Annotated in this window: 15 protein-coding genes and 1 tRNA gene; 9 read left to right on the top strand and 7 right to left on the bottom strand. The window is 71.5% G+C overall.

The window, feature by feature from the left end:
- Positions 1 to 742 precede the first annotated feature (742 nt).
- Both IEY98_RS23955 and IEY98_RS23950 read left to right on the top strand, forming a co-directional pair.
- Positions 743 to 1,300, top strand: coding sequence for a TetR/AcrR family transcriptional regulator (locus tag IEY98_RS23955; protein ID WP_229787315.1), 558 nt, complete (start codon positions 743 to 745; stop codon positions 1,298 to 1,300).
- Between the two features lie 41 nt (positions 1,301 to 1,341).
- Positions 1,342 to 1,425: transfer RNA gene (locus tag IEY98_RS23950), tRNA-OTHER, on the top strand.
- Positions 1,426 to 1,465: 40 nt separating this feature from the next.
- Here IEY98_RS23950 and IEY98_RS23945 read toward each other — a convergent pair.
- Together IEY98_RS23945 and IEY98_RS23940 are read right to left on the bottom strand one after the other, a co-directional pair.
- Entirely contained in the window at positions 1,466 to 2,362 is an 897-nt protein-coding gene (locus IEY98_RS23945) for a class I SAM-dependent methyltransferase (RefSeq protein ID WP_229787313.1), read from the bottom strand.
- A 418-nt stretch (positions 2,363 to 2,780) separates the two neighbouring features.
- Positions 2,781 to 4,406, bottom strand: coding sequence for an ABC-F family ATP-binding cassette domain-containing protein (locus tag IEY98_RS23940; protein WP_189212851.1), 1,626 nt, complete (start codon positions 4,404 to 4,406; stop codon positions 2,781 to 2,783).
- Between the two features lie 90 nt (positions 4,407 to 4,496).
- Between IEY98_RS23940 and IEY98_RS23935 the strand changes: the two genes are divergently transcribed.
- On the top strand, positions 4,497 to 4,751 hold the full coding sequence (locus tag IEY98_RS23935; protein WP_229787311.1) for a hypothetical protein: 255 nt from the start codon (positions 4,497 to 4,499) through the stop codon (positions 4,749 to 4,751).
- A 31-nt stretch (positions 4,752 to 4,782) separates the two neighbouring features.
- Positions 4,783 to 5,730 carry a DNA polymerase domain-containing protein gene (locus IEY98_RS23930; protein WP_189212850.1) on the top strand — a complete coding sequence of 316 codons (948 nt, stop codon included), beginning with the start codon at positions 4,783 to 4,785 and terminating at the stop codon, positions 5,728 to 5,730.
- Between the two features lie 132 nt (positions 5,731 to 5,862).
- Here IEY98_RS23930 and IEY98_RS33175 read toward each other — a convergent pair whose 3' ends face one another.
- Positions 5,863 to 7,356 carry a GlxA family transcriptional regulator gene (locus IEY98_RS33175; RefSeq protein ID WP_268244604.1) on the bottom strand — a complete coding sequence of 498 codons (1,494 nt, stop codon included), beginning with the start codon at positions 7,354 to 7,356 and terminating at the stop codon, positions 5,863 to 5,865.
- A 70-nt stretch (positions 7,357 to 7,426) separates the two neighbouring features.
- On the opposite strand from IEY98_RS33175, the gene IEY98_RS23920 reads away from it, so the two are divergent.
- Together IEY98_RS23920 and IEY98_RS23915 are read left to right on the top strand one after the other, a co-directional pair.
- Positions 7,427 to 8,032: an HD domain-containing protein gene (locus tag IEY98_RS23920; protein ID WP_189212849.1), complete on the top strand. Its 606-nt coding sequence runs from the start codon at positions 7,427 to 7,429 to the stop codon at positions 8,030 to 8,032.
- 59 nt (positions 8,033 to 8,091) lie between these two features.
- Positions 8,092 to 9,873: a chitinase gene (locus IEY98_RS23915; protein WP_189212848.1), complete on the top strand. Its 1,782-nt coding sequence runs from the start codon at positions 8,092 to 8,094 to the stop codon at positions 9,871 to 9,873.
- Here IEY98_RS23915 and IEY98_RS23910 read toward each other — a convergent pair.
- The 4 genes from IEY98_RS23910 to IEY98_RS23895 form a co-directional block, all read right to left on the bottom strand.
- Complete coding sequence (locus tag IEY98_RS23910) at positions 9,857 to 10,429, bottom strand: hypothetical protein (protein ID WP_189212847.1); 573 nt, start codon at positions 10,427 to 10,429, stop codon at positions 9,857 to 9,859. The two genes, IEY98_RS23915 and IEY98_RS23910, sit on opposite strands and share 17 nt — an antisense overlap.
- Before the next feature lie 56 nt (positions 10,430 to 10,485).
- Positions 10,486 to 11,187: a hypothetical protein gene (locus tag IEY98_RS23905; RefSeq protein ID WP_189212846.1), complete on the bottom strand. Its 702-nt coding sequence runs from the start codon at positions 11,185 to 11,187 to the stop codon at positions 10,486 to 10,488.
- Between the two features lie 392 nt (positions 11,188 to 11,579).
- Positions 11,580 to 12,095, bottom strand: coding sequence for an RNA polymerase sigma factor (locus IEY98_RS23900; protein ID WP_229787309.1), 516 nt, complete (start codon positions 12,093 to 12,095; stop codon positions 11,580 to 11,582).
- Positions 12,096 to 12,180: 85 nt separating this feature from the next.
- Entirely contained in the window at positions 12,181 to 13,443 is a 1,263-nt protein-coding gene (locus tag IEY98_RS23895) for a glycoside hydrolase family 18 protein (RefSeq protein WP_189212845.1), read from the bottom strand.
- A gap of 137 nt (positions 13,444 to 13,580) precedes the next feature.
- Here IEY98_RS23895 and IEY98_RS23890 point away from each other — a divergent pair, with 137 nt between their 5' ends.
- The 3 genes from IEY98_RS23890 to IEY98_RS23880 all read left to right on the top strand — a co-directional run bounded on the left by IEY98_RS23890 (position 13,581) and on the right by IEY98_RS23880 (position 17,900).
- A complete protein-coding gene (locus IEY98_RS23890) occupies positions 13,581 to 14,168 on the top strand; it encodes a TetR/AcrR family transcriptional regulator (protein ID WP_229787307.1) in 588 nt (195 codons plus the stop codon).
- A 31-nt stretch (positions 14,169 to 14,199) separates the two neighbouring features.
- Positions 14,200 to 15,747: an MDR family MFS transporter gene (locus tag IEY98_RS23885; RefSeq protein WP_189212843.1), complete on the top strand. Its 1,548-nt coding sequence runs from the start codon at positions 14,200 to 14,202 to the stop codon at positions 15,745 to 15,747.
- 221 nt (positions 15,748 to 15,968) lie between these two features.
- Positions 15,969 to 17,900 carry a S8 family serine peptidase gene (locus IEY98_RS23880; protein WP_189212842.1) on the top strand — a complete coding sequence of 644 codons (1,932 nt, stop codon included), beginning with the start codon at positions 15,969 to 15,971 and terminating at the stop codon, positions 17,898 to 17,900.
- Positions 17,901 to 17,933: the final 33 nt, after the last annotated feature.

The raw sequence follows: 17,933 nt of genomic DNA, 5'->3' as shown, positions 1-17,933 counted from the left end.
GGGTTGAGGTCGGCGTTGTGAGTGCCGCAGTGCGTGCATCCGTTCGCGGTGAGTGGGCGCGCCGAAGGTAGGGCCGACGGGGCCGAGGTGCCGAATCGCGTAGTAGGGGTGCCGCGTCGAGGGGTGGCCGCGCCGTGTCGAGAGGTGGGGGCGTCGGGGCGGCTGACGAAGGTGTTGAGGGGCGCGGTGGGGCGACTGGCCCGCACGTTCTCCGGTGGCCGGTCGGGTGCGCGATCTGCCGAAGTGGCCAGGTGGCGGAGAGGAAGGGTGGGCGAGGCCAAGGCGAGCGGGGCTCTCTCATGGCTGCGCTGGACACAGGTGTGCCCAGGTGCGAACGGGAGGCGGGCCGATAGCGAGCCGCGAGTCAGCTGGGTTTGCCGGGGCGGCGACATGTCCCGAGACAGCAGGCTTTCGCGGGACGACGACATGCCCCGACGCGGCAGATTTTCGCCGAACGGCGGCATGTCCCGAGGCGGCAGGGTTCCCCGGGGTGAGGGCGTCTCCTGCGCCGATGCGGCGTGGCGACACAAGGGGGTGCCGATAGACATCGCGGTGTTGAAAGGCGGTGTGGGGCGGGCTGACAGCGAGGAAGCTGGCGTGGTGGTGAAAGCCAGCGGGGTGTTCTGAGACATCTGGGGCTCCTTGGGGTTAGAATCGGGTCGTGCGTTCCGGTTTCAACCTTACGGAGTGATTGCTCCGCTTGTCGAGGAGTTTCAGGAAGTTCTCAGGAAGAGAGGTGTTCGTGGCCGAGAAGCCGATGCGGGCCGACGCCGCGCGCAATCGGGCGCGGTTGTTGGAGGTCGCCTACGAGACGTTCGCCGCCGAGGGGATCTCGGTGCCGGTGGACGAGATCGCGCGGCGGGCGGGGGTGGGGCCGGGGACGTTGTACCGGCACTTCCCGACCAAGGAGGCGCTGTTCCAGGCGATCGTCGCGCACCGGCTCGATCAGATGGCGGAGCAGGGGCGGGAGTTGAGCCAGACGGCCGCGCCCGGTGAGGCGTTGTTCCGGTTCATCGGGCGCGTGGTCGAGGAGGGGTCGAGCGACCAGGGGCTCGTGGAGGCCATGGCCGACACCGGGCCAACGGGCGTCGAGGAGCGGTTCATCGCGATGCTGGGCGAACTGGTCGAGCGGGCCAAGCAGGCCGGGCAGATCCGGGCGGACGTCACCGTGCGCGACGTGAAGACGTTGCTCGTGGGCTGTCAGGCGATGCAGCGCTACAGCAAGGACCCGGAGACGACCGAGCGCGTGCTCGACGTGGTGCGGTCGGGGCTCGCGGCGACGTCAGCACGGGATCACTAGGCCGTCAGCCCGGGGAGGCAGACTGGTTCCAGCAAGGACAAGGAGAGGTGCCCGGAGCGGCTTAACGGGTTCCTGCTCGCAGGAAGGGCCTCTGGCCCGCGCAGGTTCGAATCCTGCCCTCTCCGCCGGGCGGCCCTGTCGCCGCCCGGCCCCGAGGCGCGCCGGTCAGGCGGGTTCGAGCTCGAAGATCGCCGACGCGGCGGGCGTCTCGATGAGGTGCGTCTTCGCGCACCGCCAGCCGCCCTCCTCGAAGACGCCGAGCCAGTCGTTGAGGGTGGGCAGACGCACGCCCATCAGCGCGTGGCCGACCTCGAAGCCCAGCGTGAACACCGGGACGTCGGTGTCGGCGTGCGCCGTGCTGCGGGCGGTGTCGCCGAGCAGGAAGCGGCGGGCGTTGGGGAAGACGGTGCGCAGCCTGCGCAGCGTGGCGACGCAGTTCGCGCGCGGCCAGAAGTCGTGGCCCATCATGAAGCAGGTCAGCAGCTCCACGTCGGCGAACTCCGGGCGCGGGTCCAGCGACCGCACGTCGGCCTCGATGAACGTCACGCGGTCGGCCAGGCCCGCGGCGGCCAGTTCGCCCGCCGAGAACTCCAACACCGGCGCGGCGATGTCGACGCCGATCCCGGTCGCGCCCGGATTCGCCCGCACGATCTCCAGCAGCCGCTGCCCGCTGCCGCTGCCGAGGTCCGCCACCCGCCGGACGGGGAAGTCCAGACCGGCCATCGCCGACCAGAACACCGGGTCGAAGAACCTCGCGTTGATCTCCCGGCAGGCGTAGCCGATGGCCGCGGCGTCGCGGCTGTAGAAGCGGCCCGTGCGGTTGGCCTTGCGCAGCACCGACGGCATCGCCGCGAACAGGGCTCCACTGCCCTGCATCAGCCAGTGGAACAGCGATCGCGCGCGCAGCGTCTCGGCGAAGTGTCTGCCGGTCAGCACGTGCGCTCCGGTGCGCTCGACGACACCGACCGAGGCCAGGGCCTGGAAGAGGGCGTGGGTGGCGTCGACGTCGAGGTCGTTGTCCTCGGCGAACTGGGCGACATCCAGTTTTCCGTGTTCGTTCAAATGGTCTAAAGCACCGATTTCCCAGGCGGCTCCGATCGCCGAGGCGGCCACCGCGGAGTTGAATACCCCGGCCACAGCACGGCGCGAGTCCATGTCGATCGTTTCCATTGTCTACCTTTCCGCCCAGTGTTATTCGTCACTGTTTCAACGGACTGCGGGACAAGGCCGTCGGATGCGCTCCTACCTGCGAAACCACAGGCCTCCAGCAACGGCGAAAAGGGTCCGGCGTCCGGACGAATCGGACTGTCCGTCATGATCCGGAAGCGGACGCTAGCGGCAGCCGAGCGGGACTGTCAAGACACGGGCACGCCGGTTTCAGAGAATGCCGTCAAGCCACTAAACGTCATTGACGGAAAGCGACAGGGAAAGTTTCGACGCTAGGCCGAAAGAGTGATCACAACCGCCGTCCGACTGGTATTCACAGTTCGGTGACGCGGCCGTCGCTGACCTCGACCCTGCGGGTCACGTGGACCGCGTCGAGCATGCGCCGGTCGTGGGTGACCAGCAGCAGGGTGCCCGGGAACTCCGCCAGCGCCGACTCCAACTGCTCGATCGCGGGCAGGTCGAGGTGGTTGGTCGGCTCGTCGAGCACGAGCAGGTTGATGCCGCGCGCCTGCAGCAGGGCCAGGCCCGCGCGGGTCCGCTCCCCCGGCGACAGCGTGGTCGCTGGCCGCAGCACGTGGTCCGCCGTCAGCCCGAACTTGGCGAGCAGGGTCCGCACCTCGGCCGTCGGCCAGTCCGGCACCTCGCGGCCGAACGCGTCGACCAGCAGTTCCTCGCCGAAGAACCGGGCGCGCGCCTGGTCGACCTCGCCGACGCGCACCCCGGGACCCACGTAGGACTCCCCCGCGTCCAGTTCGACGCGTCCGAGCAGGGCTCCCAGCAGCGTCGACTTGCCCGACCCGTTGGCCCCGGTGATCGCCACCCGGTCGGCCCAGCCGATCTCCAGCGAGACCGGCCCGAGGGTGAACCCGCCCCGGCGCACCACGGCCTCGCGCACCGCCGCGACCACCGCGCCCGGCCGCGGCGCGGACGCGATGGTCATCCGCAGCTCCCACTCCTTGCGCGGCTCCTCGACGACCTCCAGCCGCTCGATGGCGCGCTCGGTCTGGCGGGCCTTGGCGGCCTGCTTCTCCGAGGTCTCAGCGCGGAACTTGCGGACGAACTTGTCGTTGTCGGTCGCCTTGCGCCGGGCGTTGCGGACGCCCTTCTCCATCCAGTTGCGCTGCAGCCGCGCGCGGGCCTCCAGACCGGCCCGCGTCTCGGCGTACTCCTCGTACTCCTCGCGCGCGTGGCGCCGGGCCCGCTCGCGTTCCTCCAGGTAGGCGGAGTAGCCGCCGCCGTACTCGGCGACCTGGTTCTGGTGCAGGTCCAGCTCCACCACGCGGGTCACGGTGCGGGCGAGGAACTCGCGGTCGTGGCTGACCAGCACGGTCGCCGACCGCAGCCCCTCGATGAACCGCTCCAGCCGCTCCAGGCCCGCGAGGTCGAGGTCGTTGGTGGGCTCGTCGAGCAGCATGACGTCGTAGCGGCTGAGCAGCAGGGACGCCAGACCGGCGCGCGCGGCCTGACCGCCGGACAGCGACACCATCTCCTGGTCGAGCCGCAGATCGGCGGCGATCTCCTCGGCACGTTCGTCGAAGTCCGCGCCGCCGAGGGCCAGCCAGCGGTCCAGGGCGAGCGCGTACTCGTCATCGGAGCCGGGGGCGCTGGTGGCGAGGCGTTCGGCGGCGGCGTCCATGGCGGCCTGCGCGTCGGCGACGCCGGTGCGGCGCGCCAGGAAGGCGCGGACCGTCTCACCCGGGCGGCGGTCCGGCTCCTGCGGCAGGTAGCCGACGGTCGCGCTCGTCGGGCTGAGGGTGACGACGCCCTCCTCGGCGGGCTGCAGCCCGGCGAGCGTGCGCAACAGGGTCGACTTGCCCGCCCCGTTGACGCCGACCAGACCGACGACGTCGCCGGGCGCGACCACGAGGTCGAGGTCGGTGAACAGGAGGCGGTCGCCGTGTCCGGCGGCCAGTCCCTTGGCCACCACTGTCGCACTCATGCCTCCATGATTACTTACGGTGGCTACCGGTTTTCCGGCAGGGCACGGCGGCGGTGTCCACCGACCCGGGCGATCGGCCAGCATGGAGGCGTGGAGCTGGTCTGGGCGGAGCCGTACGAGCGCGACGGGGTGACCGTGCTGCGCGCCGCCGCGGTGACCGGCGGTGGCGGCGGCGGTCAGGAGGGGCCGCTGACCGGGCACGGACTGGGCCTGACCAGCAGACCGGTGGGCGCGTTCGTCGTGCGCGACGGTGACGCGCGGTGGGTGCCCGCCGTCGACGTCACCCGAATCGCGTTCGGGATCCTCGCGGCCGCGGTGCTCGCGGTACGGCTGCGACGGAGTTGACCGCGTCGGGCATCGTGGGCAGGGTGGGCGCATGAGCGGCGAGGAGCGGGACGGTGTCCCGCTGACCAATCTCGACCAGGCCCTGTTCGACGGCGCGGGCGCGACGAAGCGGGACCTCGTCGACTACGTGGACGCCATGCGCGAGCGGATCATCCCCGTGCTGAGCGACCGACCGCTGTCGGTCGTGCGCGTGCTGCGTGGACAGGGGCCGTTCATGCAGAAGAACGTCCCGAAGTACACGCCGGACTACGTCAAGACAGTCAAGGTGTGGGCGGAGGCGTCCAAACGGGAGATCTCCTACGCCGTCTGCGACGACCGCAAGACGTTGCTGTGGTTCGCCAACCAGCGCGCGATCGAGTACCACACGACGTTGACCTACGCGGGAACCTGGGACCAGACGCACATCTGCATCGACCTCGACCCGCCGGAGGGCGCGGGGTTCTCGACCGTCGTCGCTGCCGCCCGGCTGGTCCGCCAGGCGTTGGCGGACTCAGGTCTGGAGGGCACGGTCAAGACCAGTGGCGCCAAGGGCGTGCACGTGTTCGTGCCCATCGAGAAGCACGAGATCGATGACGTCGCCGCCGCCACGCGCGCGATCGCCGCGCGGGCCGAGCGCGTGGACCCGGCGTTGGCGACGACCGCGTTCATCCGCGAGGACCGCGAAGGCAAAGTGTTCCTCGACGCGACCCGGTCGGGTGGGGTGACGGTCGTGTCGGCGTACAGCCCGCGGCTGCGGCCGGGGACGCCGGTGTCGTTCCCGGTGGCGTGGTCCGATCTGGACTCCGTGTCGCCCGCGGACTTCACCATCCACACCGTCCCGAAGCTGATCAGCGGCGACCCGTGGGCGGAAGCCATGCCCGCACGCCAAACGCTGCCCGCCGACCTCATCGAGGAAGGCCACACGATCCCCGTCGCGCGAGTGCAGGCGATGCATGAGGGAAAGCGGCGCGCGAAGGCCCGCCGCGAAGCGCTAGAGTAGGCCGAACAGACCAGTTTCGTTGTTCTCTTCGGGTGAACAAACCCGCTGTCCGATTTGGTCTGTTCGGCGGAACGATTTCAAGATCCTTTACGTTAGGCCGGAAAAACAGCCTGCCGCGGGCCGACGCGCCGCCTACGCCCGGAACGTGCGCCGGTACGACTGGGGAGACGTCCCGACGACGCGGGTGAAGTGGTGCCGAAGGGTGACCGCCGTGGCGAACCCGGACTCCGCGGCGACCCGGTCGACGGCGAGGTCGGTGGTCTCCAGCAGGTGCTGCGCCCGCCGCACCCGCTCGCGCAGCAGCCACCGCAACGGCGGCGCGCCGACCTCGGCTTGGAACCGCCGCGTCAGCGCGCGCGGGCTCAGCCCCGCGTGCCGCGCGATCGCGGGGACGGTGACGGGCGCGGAGAGGTTGGCGCGCAACCAGTCCAGCGTCGGGCGCAGCGACCGGTCGGGGTCGGCCGGGTCGGGGTGGCGCAGGTACTGCGCCTGCCCGCCGTCGCGCTGGGGCGGGGCGACGATCGCCCGCGCCACCTCGGCGGCGAACGCCGCGCCGTGATCGCGGCGGACCAGGTGCAGGCACAGGTCGATGCCCGCCGCGGCGCCCGCGGAGCTGAGGATGTCGCCCTCATCGACGTAGAGGACGGCGGGGTCGACGGTGATCGCAGGGTGGCGGCGGGCGAGCTCGTCGGCGAAGCGCCAGTGGGTGGTGGCGCGCTTGCCGTCGAGGAGGCCGGTGCGGGCCAGGTCGAACGCGCCGGTGCAGATGGAGGCGATGCGCGCGCCGCGGGCGGCGGCGGCGCGGATGGCGTCGAGGACGCCCGGGGGCGGCTCGTCGGCGAAACCCGCGCGGGCGGGGAGGATCAGGGTGTCGGCGGCGGCGAGGTCGTCGAGGTCGCAGGTGGCGTGGATGGCGTAGCGGCCCGCCTCGGCCGTGGCGGTGCGGGGTGGGTTCGGGTGGGGCCCGGCCGTGTGGGGTGGGGTCGCGTGCGCTGGGGCCGGGTGGGGGTAGCCGGGGTGGGGCGAGGTCGCGGGGGTGCCCTGAAGTGCGTTCGGGTGGGACGGGTTCGCGTGGGGTGGGGCGCCGTGGGGTGCGTTCGAGTCGGGCGAGATCGCGTGCGGTGGGACGCCGTGGGATGGCTTCAGGTCGGGCGAGATCGCGTGGGGTGGAGCCTCGGGGGGTGCCGCCGGGCCGGGTGAGATCGCGCGGGCGAAGGCTGCGTGGGGCGCGTTCGGGTCGGGCGGGGGTGCGTGGGGGGCAGCGGCGGCGGTGAGGGTGGGGGTCGTGAGGGTGGGGGCCGTGGTCGCGCGCGGGCGAGCGGCGGTAGGCGCAGTGGGGGCGTGGGCGGCGGCAGCGGGCGTCACGGGAGCAGGCGGGGTGGGGGCGGTGGGGGCATGCGCCGTGAGGGCATGTGTGGCGGGAGGAAGTGTGGCGGGAGGAAGTGTGCCAGGAGGAACGGCGGGAGCGGGTGTGGCGACAGCCGGGGTGGTGGGGTTTGGGGTGCAGATGCGGACCGAATAGCGGGGGGCGCCGATGAGGTGGATGGCGGTGGCGAAGACCAGGGTGGGGATGCCCAGCTCGAAGCCGACCACCCCGTCCGTGGCGAGGACGGCTACTCGGTGCATGACCGAATCTTAGCGGTGAGGGGCGTTTGGGATTCTCGTTCGGCGGGCGGGTGGGGGCGACGATGGGGGTATGTACGAGGAGTTGCGGTTGCCGGACACCGAACTGGCGCGGGCCGCTTGGGATTTGGCGAAGAGCACCCATCCGGATTACCTGTTCAACCACGTCGTCAGGACCTTCGTGTACGCGCGGGAGATCGGGCGGGACGTGGACGTCGATCTGGAGGTGCTGTTCATCGGATGCGTGTTGCACGACGTCGGGTTGACGGTGTCCACAGGGCAGCGGTTCGAGGTTGACGGGGCGGACGCGGCGCGGGAGTTCCTGCGGGGGCGGGGGGTCGACGAGACCACCGCTGAGGTGGTGTGGCAGGCGATCGCGCTGCACACGAGCCCGGGGATCCCCGGTCGGATGCGGCCGGAGGTCGCGTTGGTGCAGGCCGGAACGGGGGCGGATGTGTTGCGGCTCAACGAGATCTCGCACGACATGCGGGCGGAGGTCGAGGAGCTGTTGCCGTGGCTGGACCTGGGCACGGCGATCAGCCAGGCCATCGTCGACCGGGCCAGGGACGACCCGAGGACGGCCCCGCCGCTGAGCTTCCCCGCGCAGGTCGTCTCCGAGTGGACCGACGCCGACATCCCCGGATGGCGGGACCTGCTCGGTATGGACAAGACGCGATAATTGGTCTAGACAATATCCGAAGGCGGCGCTTCCCTGCGCGCCGCTGGAGGAGGTCGTCGATGAACCACGTCCTCGTTCGCCGCCGGGGCATCGCGGTCGCCGCGGTGTTGGCGCTCACCGCGGGCGGGCTCGCCGCCGCCACCGGTTCGGCGAACGCCGCCAATCTGCTGGTCAATCCTGGGTTCGAGGCCGGGAACCTGACCGGGTGGAGTTGCACGTCCGCGTCGGTGGCCAGCGCGGCGCGGACCGGGAGCCACGCGCTGGCGGGCAACGCCACCGCGTCGGACAACGCCCGCTGCACCCAGACCGTCTCGGTCGTGCCGAACACGACGTACGAGGTGTCGGCCTGGGTGCGCGGGAACCCGGTCTACCTCGGCGTGACCGGCGGCCCGTCGACCTGGACGGGCGCGACCGCGTACACCCGGCTGTCGGTCAGCTTCACGACCGGCGCGAACCAGACCACCGCCCAGCTGTACCTGCACGGTTGGTACGGCTCGGGCACCTACTACGCCGACGACGTCAGCTTCGACGGCCCCGGCGGCGGCCCCGAGCCCGGCGTGCCCGCCGCGCCCGGCAGGCCCACCACCGGCGCCGTCACCAACAACTCGATCGCGCTGTCCTGGCCCGCCGTGACCGACGCGACGGGATACCGGGTGTACGAGGGCACGACGCTGCGCGCGACCACGAGCGGGACCTCGGCCACCGTCACCGGCCTCGGGTCCTGCGAGACGCACACGTTCACCGTCACCGCCTACAACGCCAACGGCGAGTCCGCGCGCAGCCCCGAGGCGAGCGCGACCACGACGGGATGCGTCGACAGCGGACTGCCCAAGCACGCGCTCATCGGCTACCTGCACACCAGTTTCGCCAACGGCTCCGGGTACGTGCGCATGGCCGACGTGCCGGACGCGTGGGACATCATCAACCTCGCCTTCGGCGAGCCGACCAGCGTGACCTCCGGCGACATCCGGTTTAGCCTGTGCCCGGTCGCCGAGTGCCCGAACGTGGAGAGCGAGGCCGAGTTCATCGCCGCGGTCCGGGCGAAGCAGGCCAAGGGCAAGAAGGTCCTCATCTCGATCGGCGGCCAGAACGGCCAGGTCCAGCTGACCACGACCGCCGCGCGGGACCGGTTCGTCAGCTCGGTGTCGGCCATCATCGACCGCTACGGCCTCGACGGGCTGGACATCGACTTCGAGGGCCACTCGTTGTACCTCAACCGCGGCGACACCGACTTCCGCAACCCGACCACGCCGGTCATCGTCAACCTGATCTCCGCGCTGAAGAGCCTGAAGGCCCGCTACGGCAGCCGGTTCATCCTGACGATGGCGCCGGAGACGTTCTTCGTCCAGGTCGGCTACCAGTTCTACGGCGGCGCGGGCGGCGGCGACAACCGCACCGGGTCGTACCTGCCGGTCATCCACGCGATGCGCGACGCGCTGACCGTCCTGCACGTGCAGGACTACAACTCCGGGCCGGTCATGGGGCTGGACAACCAGTACCACACCATGGGCGGCGCGGACTTCCACATCGCCATGACCGACATGGTCAAGGCCGGGTTCACGGTGGCCAGCACCGGCCACCGCTTCCCCGGCCTGCGCGAGGACCAGATCGCCTTCGGCGTGCCCGCCGCGGTCAGCGCGGGCAACGGGCACACCGCGCCCGCCGCCGTGCACCAGGCGCTGAACTGCCTGGCGCGCAACCAGAACTGCGGCGGCTACACGCTGCGGGGCGGGGCGTCACCGGCGATCCGCGGGCTGATGACGTGGTCGATCAACTGGGACCGCTACTACGGCTGGGAGTTCCAGAACAGCCACGAGCCGTTCCTCAACGCCCTGCCCTGACCGTCCGCGCGCGGACGACGAGGCCGGTGGCCAGCGCGCCCAGCAGGACGCCGCCGATCCCCCACTCCCAGCGGGCGTCGGGTTCCGTCACGACGGGAACCGGCGCCCGCTGGGCCGCGGGGGCCACGGCGACCTCGGTGGTCGTCGCGGGCGACTCGGCGCCGGTGAAGCCGAGGTCGCGCAGCAGCGTGGTGAGCCGGTCGGGCTGGTTGAGCTTGCGCCACACCGGCTTGGGCTCGTCGGTCCCGCCCATGAGCAGCGTGGTCTCGACGACCCCGGCGCCGAGCACGATGCGGTCGGTCCGCCAGATGTGGACGTCGTGCACGAGCCAGGTGACGGTGACGTAGGGGCCGTCGTCGGTGGACGCTTCGGTGGTCTCTCCGTCGTCGAGGATGGACTGGAGCAGGGTGTACTCGGTGTCGTCGTGGTAGAGGGCGGTGGCGCGGCTCTCCCACGGCGAGGCGAGCAGGACGCTGGTCGGTCCGCCCGCGGCGGCCGGACCGGCGCCGACCGCCAAGCCGACGGCGACGAGGAACATCAGGACGAGCGAACGCATGGGGACCTCCTGGTTGTCTGCCGGGGATACACCGCGCGGGCGGGGGAGGTTCCCGGTCAGGACTCGGCGATCGCGCGGGCCTCGTCGAGGGTGAGGTCAGCCTCCAGGCGGAGGGTGACGCCGTCGGACTGCCAGATCAGCGTGGCCCCGGCCAGCCGCGGCGGCTCGGTGCGCTCACCGCCGGGGCCCGCGACGACGAGTTCGTGCGGCGTCGCCAACCACAGCGCCTCACCGCCGCGCACCGTGGTGATGTGGACTTGAGCGTGGACTGTCTTGATGTAGTACGGGGCGAGGGCGCCTGCGACCTGGTCGAGGCGGATGGCGCCGTCGTGCCAGGAGAGGGAGACGACCTGACCGTCCGGCGAGACCTCGGCGGAGTCCGGTTCGCCCAGGCGGGCGGGGACGGCGACGGGGAAGGCGGCCTTCTCGCGGGCGTCGGCGAGGGACGTCCCGGTGGCGGTCGGGGGCGGCGGGGCGGACGAGGGTGGGGCGCCGGTGCCGGTGCGGACCTGGACGGCCCCCAACCCGAGCCACTCGGCGACGGCCGCGCGCACGGGCGGGGTGAGGGCACCGACGAGGACGACGGCGGTCAGGCCGCCGACGAGTGCCCGCCAGCGCTTGCTCAACCAGGTGTGGAGGCGGGGGCGGGTGGGCTCGGCGGAGACGCGCGCCATCACGGCGGCGGGGAGGCCGGGGGGCACCGGGGCGTCCAGGGACCGGCCCAGCTCGCGGAGCTCGACTTCCAGCGGATCAGTCACGGCCACCTCCTGGGCGCGGAGGCTGGCCTGCGCGGGCGGGAGGGATCGGGGCCGGGGACCAACCCGGCTCACACAGCCCGACTTCCAACCGATCAGCCACGACCACCTCCCCGGCACGGAGGCCGACCTGCGCGGACAGCGGCGCGGGCGGGAGAGGATCGGAGCCAGGGACTAGCTCACACAGCCCGACTTCCAGCGGATCAGTCGCCTCCGACACACGGAGGCTGGAAGGGGCCGGATGGCGGTGCGGCGTCCGGTCCGGCGCACGCAAGGCGCGTCCCCGGCGGCCAGACTGCGCGGGCGGACGCAGGGGCCGACCAGTCCGTGCGGCCCCTACGCTCCCCGCGCGGGTTGGTCCAGTGGGCTTCCGAGGCTGGGTCGCCGTGAGCGGGTTAGACATGGGCGGTCTCCGACAGGGTCGACCGCAGGGTGCGCAGGGCGCGGGAGAGGCGGGACTTGACTGTGCCCCGGGGTAGGCCGAGGACGGTCGCCGTCTCGCGTTCGTCGAGGTCGAGGAGGTAGCGGCAGGTGACCACCTGGCGGTACCGCTCGGGTAGGGCGGCGACGGCGGTCAGGAGTTCTCGGCGGCGGGCGCGGGCGGCGGCCGAGGCCGCGGGGTCGGCCGGGAGGTCCGGCTCGGCCGCCGCGGCCTCGGTCATCCCCCGTCTGCGGCGCGAGCGCACGGCGTTGCGGGTCTCGTTGGCGACGATGCGCAGCAGCCAGGGGCGGAAGGGGGCGTCTGCGCGGAAGGTCGGCAGGGCCCGGTAGGCCTTGACCAGGGATTCCTGCACGACGTCCTCCGCGTCCGCTCCCGCGCCGAAGAGGAGGGCGGCGCGGAGGGCGGGGGCGGTGTGGGCGCGCACGAGTGCGGCGTACGCGCCCACGTCCCCGGCGCGCACCCTGGCCACGGCTTCCGAGTCGTCGATCCGATCCGCTCCCTGTCCGGTGTGTGTCTCGCCCCTATCTACACCGCGGGCCGGGGGTTGGTTCCACTCAGCAGCGCAGGCCGCTGTGGAGGGCGCGGATCAGCTCGCCGTCGGCGGTGTCGCCGTCGAGGGACCAGATCATCGCCCCGCCGAGGCGGTTGTCGGAGATGAAGCGGGCCTTGCGCCGCATCTCGACCGGGTCGTCCCAGGTCCAGAAGGTGGTGCCGTCGAACAGCCAGGCGTGCCCCGCCCGGTTGTCGCGGTGGACGGTGAATTCGTCCAGCTTGGTCTTCAGCACCTTGTAGTCCTCGTAGCCCGCCTCCCAGGTCGCCGGGGCCGGGCCGGTGGCGGGCTGGAACAGCCCGTCGCCGCCGCCGGAGACGCCCGTCCAGCCTCGGCTGAAGAACGGCACGCCGAGCACCAGCTTGTGCCGGGGCGCGCCGCGGTCGAGGTAGGCGCCGATGGCGACCTGGCCGCTGAAGTCCGGGTCCGTCGGGCCGCCGCGCGGGGTGCGCAGCGCCGACTGCTGGTTGGTCACCGAATCCCACGAGCCGTGGTAGTCGTAGCCCTGGATGGTGGCGAAGGTCAGCTCCTTGAAGACCTTCCGCACCTCGAACCCGCGCTCGACCATGCCCGGGTTGGCAGGCAGGAAGGCGGTCAGGTCGGCGCGCTTGCCGAGCTGGGCGCGGTACTCCCGGACCAGCAGGGTGAAGTTCGCCTTGTCCTCGGGCCGCACGACGTTGCCGGGCGCGGCCTCGCTGCCGGGCCATTCCCAGTCCAGGTCGATGCCGTCGAAGATGCCCGCCGCCGCGCCCGGGGCCGCGCCCGGCAGGTTGCCCTTGATCCACATGTCGATGCAGGAGCGCACGTGCTCGGCGCGGGACTCGGGCGTGAGGGCGGCGTTGGAGAAGTACTTCGAGCCGGTCCAGCCGCCCAGCGAGATGAGCACCCGCAGCCTCGGGTAGCGCTGCTTGAGCTGGCGCAGCTGGTTGAGGTTGCCCGCCAGCGGCTGCCCGGCGACGTCCTCCTTCCCGTTGACGCTCTGCTCGGCGGTGAACGGCCGCTGGTAGTCCGCCCACGGGTCGGCGCTGACGCAGCGGCCCTGCTCGTCGAGGAAGCCGAACGCGTAGTTGAGGTGCGTCAGCCGCTGGGCGGTGCCGTTCTTCACCAGGTCGCTGATCAGGAAGTTGCGGCCGTAGCCGCTCCACTGGGTGTAGTACCCGACCACGCGGTCGCCGTCCTTGCGGTGCGCCTGCGCGGGCGCGGCGGCGAACGCGGTCGCGAGCAGCGCGACGGCCACCGCGCCCGCTGCCCATCTGCCTCGGGACATGCCTCTCCTCTCCTATGGTCTGGACCACAGTAGGAGTTGGTCTAAACCACCGATAGCAACCGAATGGCCTATCTCACAGCATGCGCAGTCACTGCAAACTTGCACAACGCGCACTTTTTCCGGCTACCCTGGACGCCGTGAGCCTCCGCGACCGCAAGAAGCGCCAGACGCGTTCCGCGCTGGTCCGCGCGGCGTTGGAGCTGGTCCACGAGCGGGGCGTCGACCACGTGACGGTGGAGGACATCGCGCGGCGGGCCGACGTCGCCCCGCGCACGTTCTTCAACTACTTCGCCACCAAGGAGGACGCCCTGGTCGGCCCCGACCCGGAGTCGGGGGCGCGGATCAGGGCGGGCATCGCCGACGCGCCCGCGCACCTCGGCGCGGTCGAGGCCCTGCGGCTGGCGCTGCAGGCCGAGATCACCGAGCTGGCCAGCGACCACAAGCTGTGGACGCTGCACATCGCGGTGCTCGAACGGCACCCGGAGCTGATGGCCAAGGCGTTCGCGGGCGGGGCGGAGGCGGAGCGGCAGATCGTGGCAGGCATCGCCGAGCGCACCGGCCGGGCCGTGACCGACACCTATCCCCTGCTGCTCGCCGCCGCCGCGGGCGCTGCCTTCCGGGTGGCACTGACCCGCTGGTCGACGCTGCCGGAGCCGCCCGCGCTGGGCGAGCTGCTCGACGAGTCCTTCCACCTGCTCGCGACGGGCCTGCCCGATCCGCGCTGATCCCCAGTCGACACCACACCCGAGGACGCCCATGTCCATCACGCAAGACCCGCCATCGAGCGCGCCCACCTCGCGGCGGGACATCCTCCAGGCCATGTCCGGGCTGATGCTCGGCATGTTCATGGCGATCCTCGCCTCGACGATCGTGGCCAACGCGCTGCCGCGCATCGTCGCCGACCTCAACGGCTCGCAGTCGGTCTACACCTGGATCGTCACCACCGAGCTGCTGGCCATGACGGCGACCGTCCCGCTGTGGGGCAAGCTCGCCGACCTCTACAGCCGCAAGCTGCTCATCCAGCTGTCGCTGGGCCTGTTCGTGGTCGGCTCGCTCATCGCCGGGCTCGCGCCCAACGTCGAGGTGCTCATCGCCAGCCGCATCGCGCAGGGCCTGGGCGCGGGCGGCATGACGGCGCTGGCCACCATCGTGATGGCGGCGATGATCCCGCCGCGTGAGCTGGGCCGCTACGCGGGCATCTTCGGCGCGGTGTTCGGCGTCGGCACGATCGCCGGTCCGCTGATCGGCGGCGTCATCGTCGACACCTCCTGGCTGGGCTGGCGCTGGTGCTTCCTGATCGGCGTGCCGTTCACGCTGGCCTCGATCGTGCTGCTCCAGCGCACGCTGCACCTGCCGGTCGTGCGCAAGCAGGTCAAGATCGACTACCTTGGCGCGGCGCTCATCGTCGGCGGCGTGTCGACGCTGCTGGTGTGGTCGACGCTGGCGGGCAACCAATTCCCGTGGGCGTCGGGCTGGACCGCGCTGCTGGTCTCGGTCGGCGTGGTGCTGCTGGCGCTGGCGGTGTGGGTGGAGTCGCGGGCGACCGACCCGATCGTGCCGCTGACGATCTTCCGCAACCGCACGGTCACGCTCACCACGCTGGCGAGCACGCTGGTCGGCGTGGCGATGTTCGGCGGGACGGTGTTCCTGTCGCAGTACTTCCAGATCGCGCTGGGCAAGACGCCGACCGAGGCGGGCATGATGAGCCTGCCGATGATCCTCGGCCTGCTGGTGTCGTCCACGGTCGCCGGGCAGCTCATCACCCGCTACGGCAAGTGGAAGGTCTACCTCGTCTCCGGCGGCGCGGTGATGGTGGCGGGCATGGTGCTGCTGTCGACGATCACCGCGGCGACGAGCGTCCTGGTCGTCTCCGTCCACATGGCGGTGCTGGGCATCGGCGTCGGCCTGCTGATGCAGAACCTGGTGGTGGCCGCGCAGAACGACGTGCCAGCGAAGGACCTGGGCACGACCACCTCCACGCTGACGTTCTTCCGCAGCCTCGGCGGCGCGGTGGGCGTGAGCGCGCTGGGCGCGGTGCTGGCGAACTCGGTGACCAGGCAGATGACCGAGCGCTTCGGCCCGGCTGCCGCGGGCGGCGGCACCAGCGAGGTGCCGGACCTGGCCACCCTGCCGGAGCCGGTGCGCGCGGTGGTCGCCGACATCTACGCGTCGGCCACGGCCGAACTGTTCCTGATCGGCGCGCCGTTCGCGGCGGCCGCGCTGGTGGCGGTGCTGTTCATCAAGGAGAAGCCGCTGAAGACGCAGAGCGGCGATGAGCGGCTGGCCGCCGAGATGGCGCACTAGCCGTACAGTCCACAACGGACGGACCGGGGCGTAGGCCCCGGTCCGTCCTTCGTTTGAACGGGGATTGGTGCCAACGTCTCAGTGGCAATAATGGCAATGGTATTCCGGTTATACCTCGTCTAACGTGCAAATCGTTCGCGCGGACAGTTCCTCACCCTGCCACCGACGAGCGGTCACTCCCCGCCCGCCGGTGCTCGCACCGAACCAGGGAGAACACTTCCATGGGACCTGTTCGCCGAGCCCTGCCGCGCCGATTGGCCGTGGCGGGCACAGCCGCCGCCACCGCGTTCGCCGTTCTCGCCTCGCCCGCCGCCGCCGCCGAGGGCACTGTCCTGGGCACCGACAACCCCGCCGCGATCCCCAACAGCTACATAGTCGTGTTCAAGGACGCTGCCGTCACCAGCGTCGACACCGCCACCAGCGATCTGGCGCGCAAGTACGGCGCCTCCGTCGAGCACACCTACCGGCACGCCGTGCGCGGGTTCGCGGGCAGACTCTCGGCCAAGGCGGCCAGACAGCTCGCCGCGGACCCGAGCGTCGCCTACGTCGAGCAGAACGGCGTGGTCGGCGTCGCCGACACCCAGCCCAACCCGCCGTCGTGGGGCCTGGACCGCATCGACCAGCGCGATCTGCCACTGGACAACAGCTACACCTACCCCAACACCGCGTCGAACGTCACCGCCTACATCATCGACACCGGCATCCGGACCACCCACGCCGACTTCGGTGGCCGGGCGACGTGGGGCACGAACACCGTCGACAGCAACAACACCGACTGCAACGGGCACGGCACCCACGTCGCGGGCACCGTGGGCGGCACCGCGCACGGCGTGGCCAAGGGCGTCCGTCTGGTCGCGGTGAAGGTCCTCAACTGCCAGGGCTCCGGCACGCTCGCCGGGGTCACCGCGGGCGTGGACTGGGTGACGAACAACGCCACCAGGCCAGCCGTGGCGAACATGAGCCTCGGCGCGTCGGGCACCAACACCACCCTGGAGAACGCGGTCCGCAACTCGATCGCCTCCGGCGTCACCTACGCGCTCGCCTCCGGCAACTCCAACGCCGACGCCTGCAACTTCACCCCCGCCCGCACTCCGGAGGCCATCACGGTCAACGCGAGCACCCGGACGGACGCCCGCGCGTCGTTCTCCAACTACGGCACCTGCACCGACATCTTCGCCCCCGGCCAGGACATCACCGCGCCGTGGAACACCAGCGACACCGCCACCAACACCATCAGCGGCACGTCGATGGCCGCCCCGCACGTCGCGGGCGGCGCGGCGCTCATCCTGGGCGCGTCGCCGTCGCTGACGCCCGCGCAGGTGGCCTCGGCGATGATCTCGGCGTCGACCCCCAACAAGATCACCAACCCGGGCAGCGGCTCGCCCAACCGGCTGCTCTACGTCGCCACCGGCCAGCCGTCCGGGCCGAGCATCACCAACCCGGGCACGCAGCAGGACGTCGTCGGCTCCCCGGCGAGCCTGCAGCTGGCCGCGTCCGGCGGCAGCACGCCCTACACCTGGTCGGCCACCGGGCTGCCGACCGGCCTGTCGGTCAACGCGTCGACCGGCCTGATCTCGGGCACGCCGACGGTGGCCGACTCGTACTCGGTGACCGCGACCGTGACCGACAGCGCAGGACGCAGCGCGAGCACCACGTTCACCTGGATCATCGAGAAGGAGGACGGCGGCGGCGGCGACTGCGCCAGCCCGGGGCAGAAGCTGGTGAACCCCGGCTTCGAGAGCGGCACCACCGGCTGGTCCAACGCGACCTGGACGATCTACAGCTGGACCGGCACGGGCGCCCCGCGCTCGGGCACCCGGTCGTCGTGGATCAGCGGCTACGGCTACACCGAGACCGAGACGCTGCAGCAGAGCGTCACGATCCCGGCGGGCTGCACCGAGTCGACCCTGTCGCTGTACCTGAAGATCGTCTCGTCGGAGTCCGGCTCCACGGTGTACGACACGTTCACGGTGAAGATCGGCTCGACCACGCTGGCCACGTACTCCAATGTGGACGAGTCCGGCTACACCCTCCGGTCGTTCGACGTCGGCGCGTACGCGGGCCAGACGGTGACGATCAGCTTCACCGGCAGCGAGGACTGGTCGCTCCAGACCTCGTTCGTCCTCGACGACCTCGCGCTGACCGCGGGGTGATCGGGTAACGCGGAGAGCCTGCCCGGCGGGTCG

It is taken from the genome of Actinokineospora fastidiosa (assembly GCF_014648415.1).
Classification (GTDB): domain Bacteria; phylum Actinomycetota; class Actinomycetes; order Mycobacteriales; family Pseudonocardiaceae; genus Actinokineospora; species Actinokineospora fastidiosa.
Note: the sequence above shows the minus strand (reverse complement) of the source record. Positions and strands in the feature narration are given on the sequence as shown.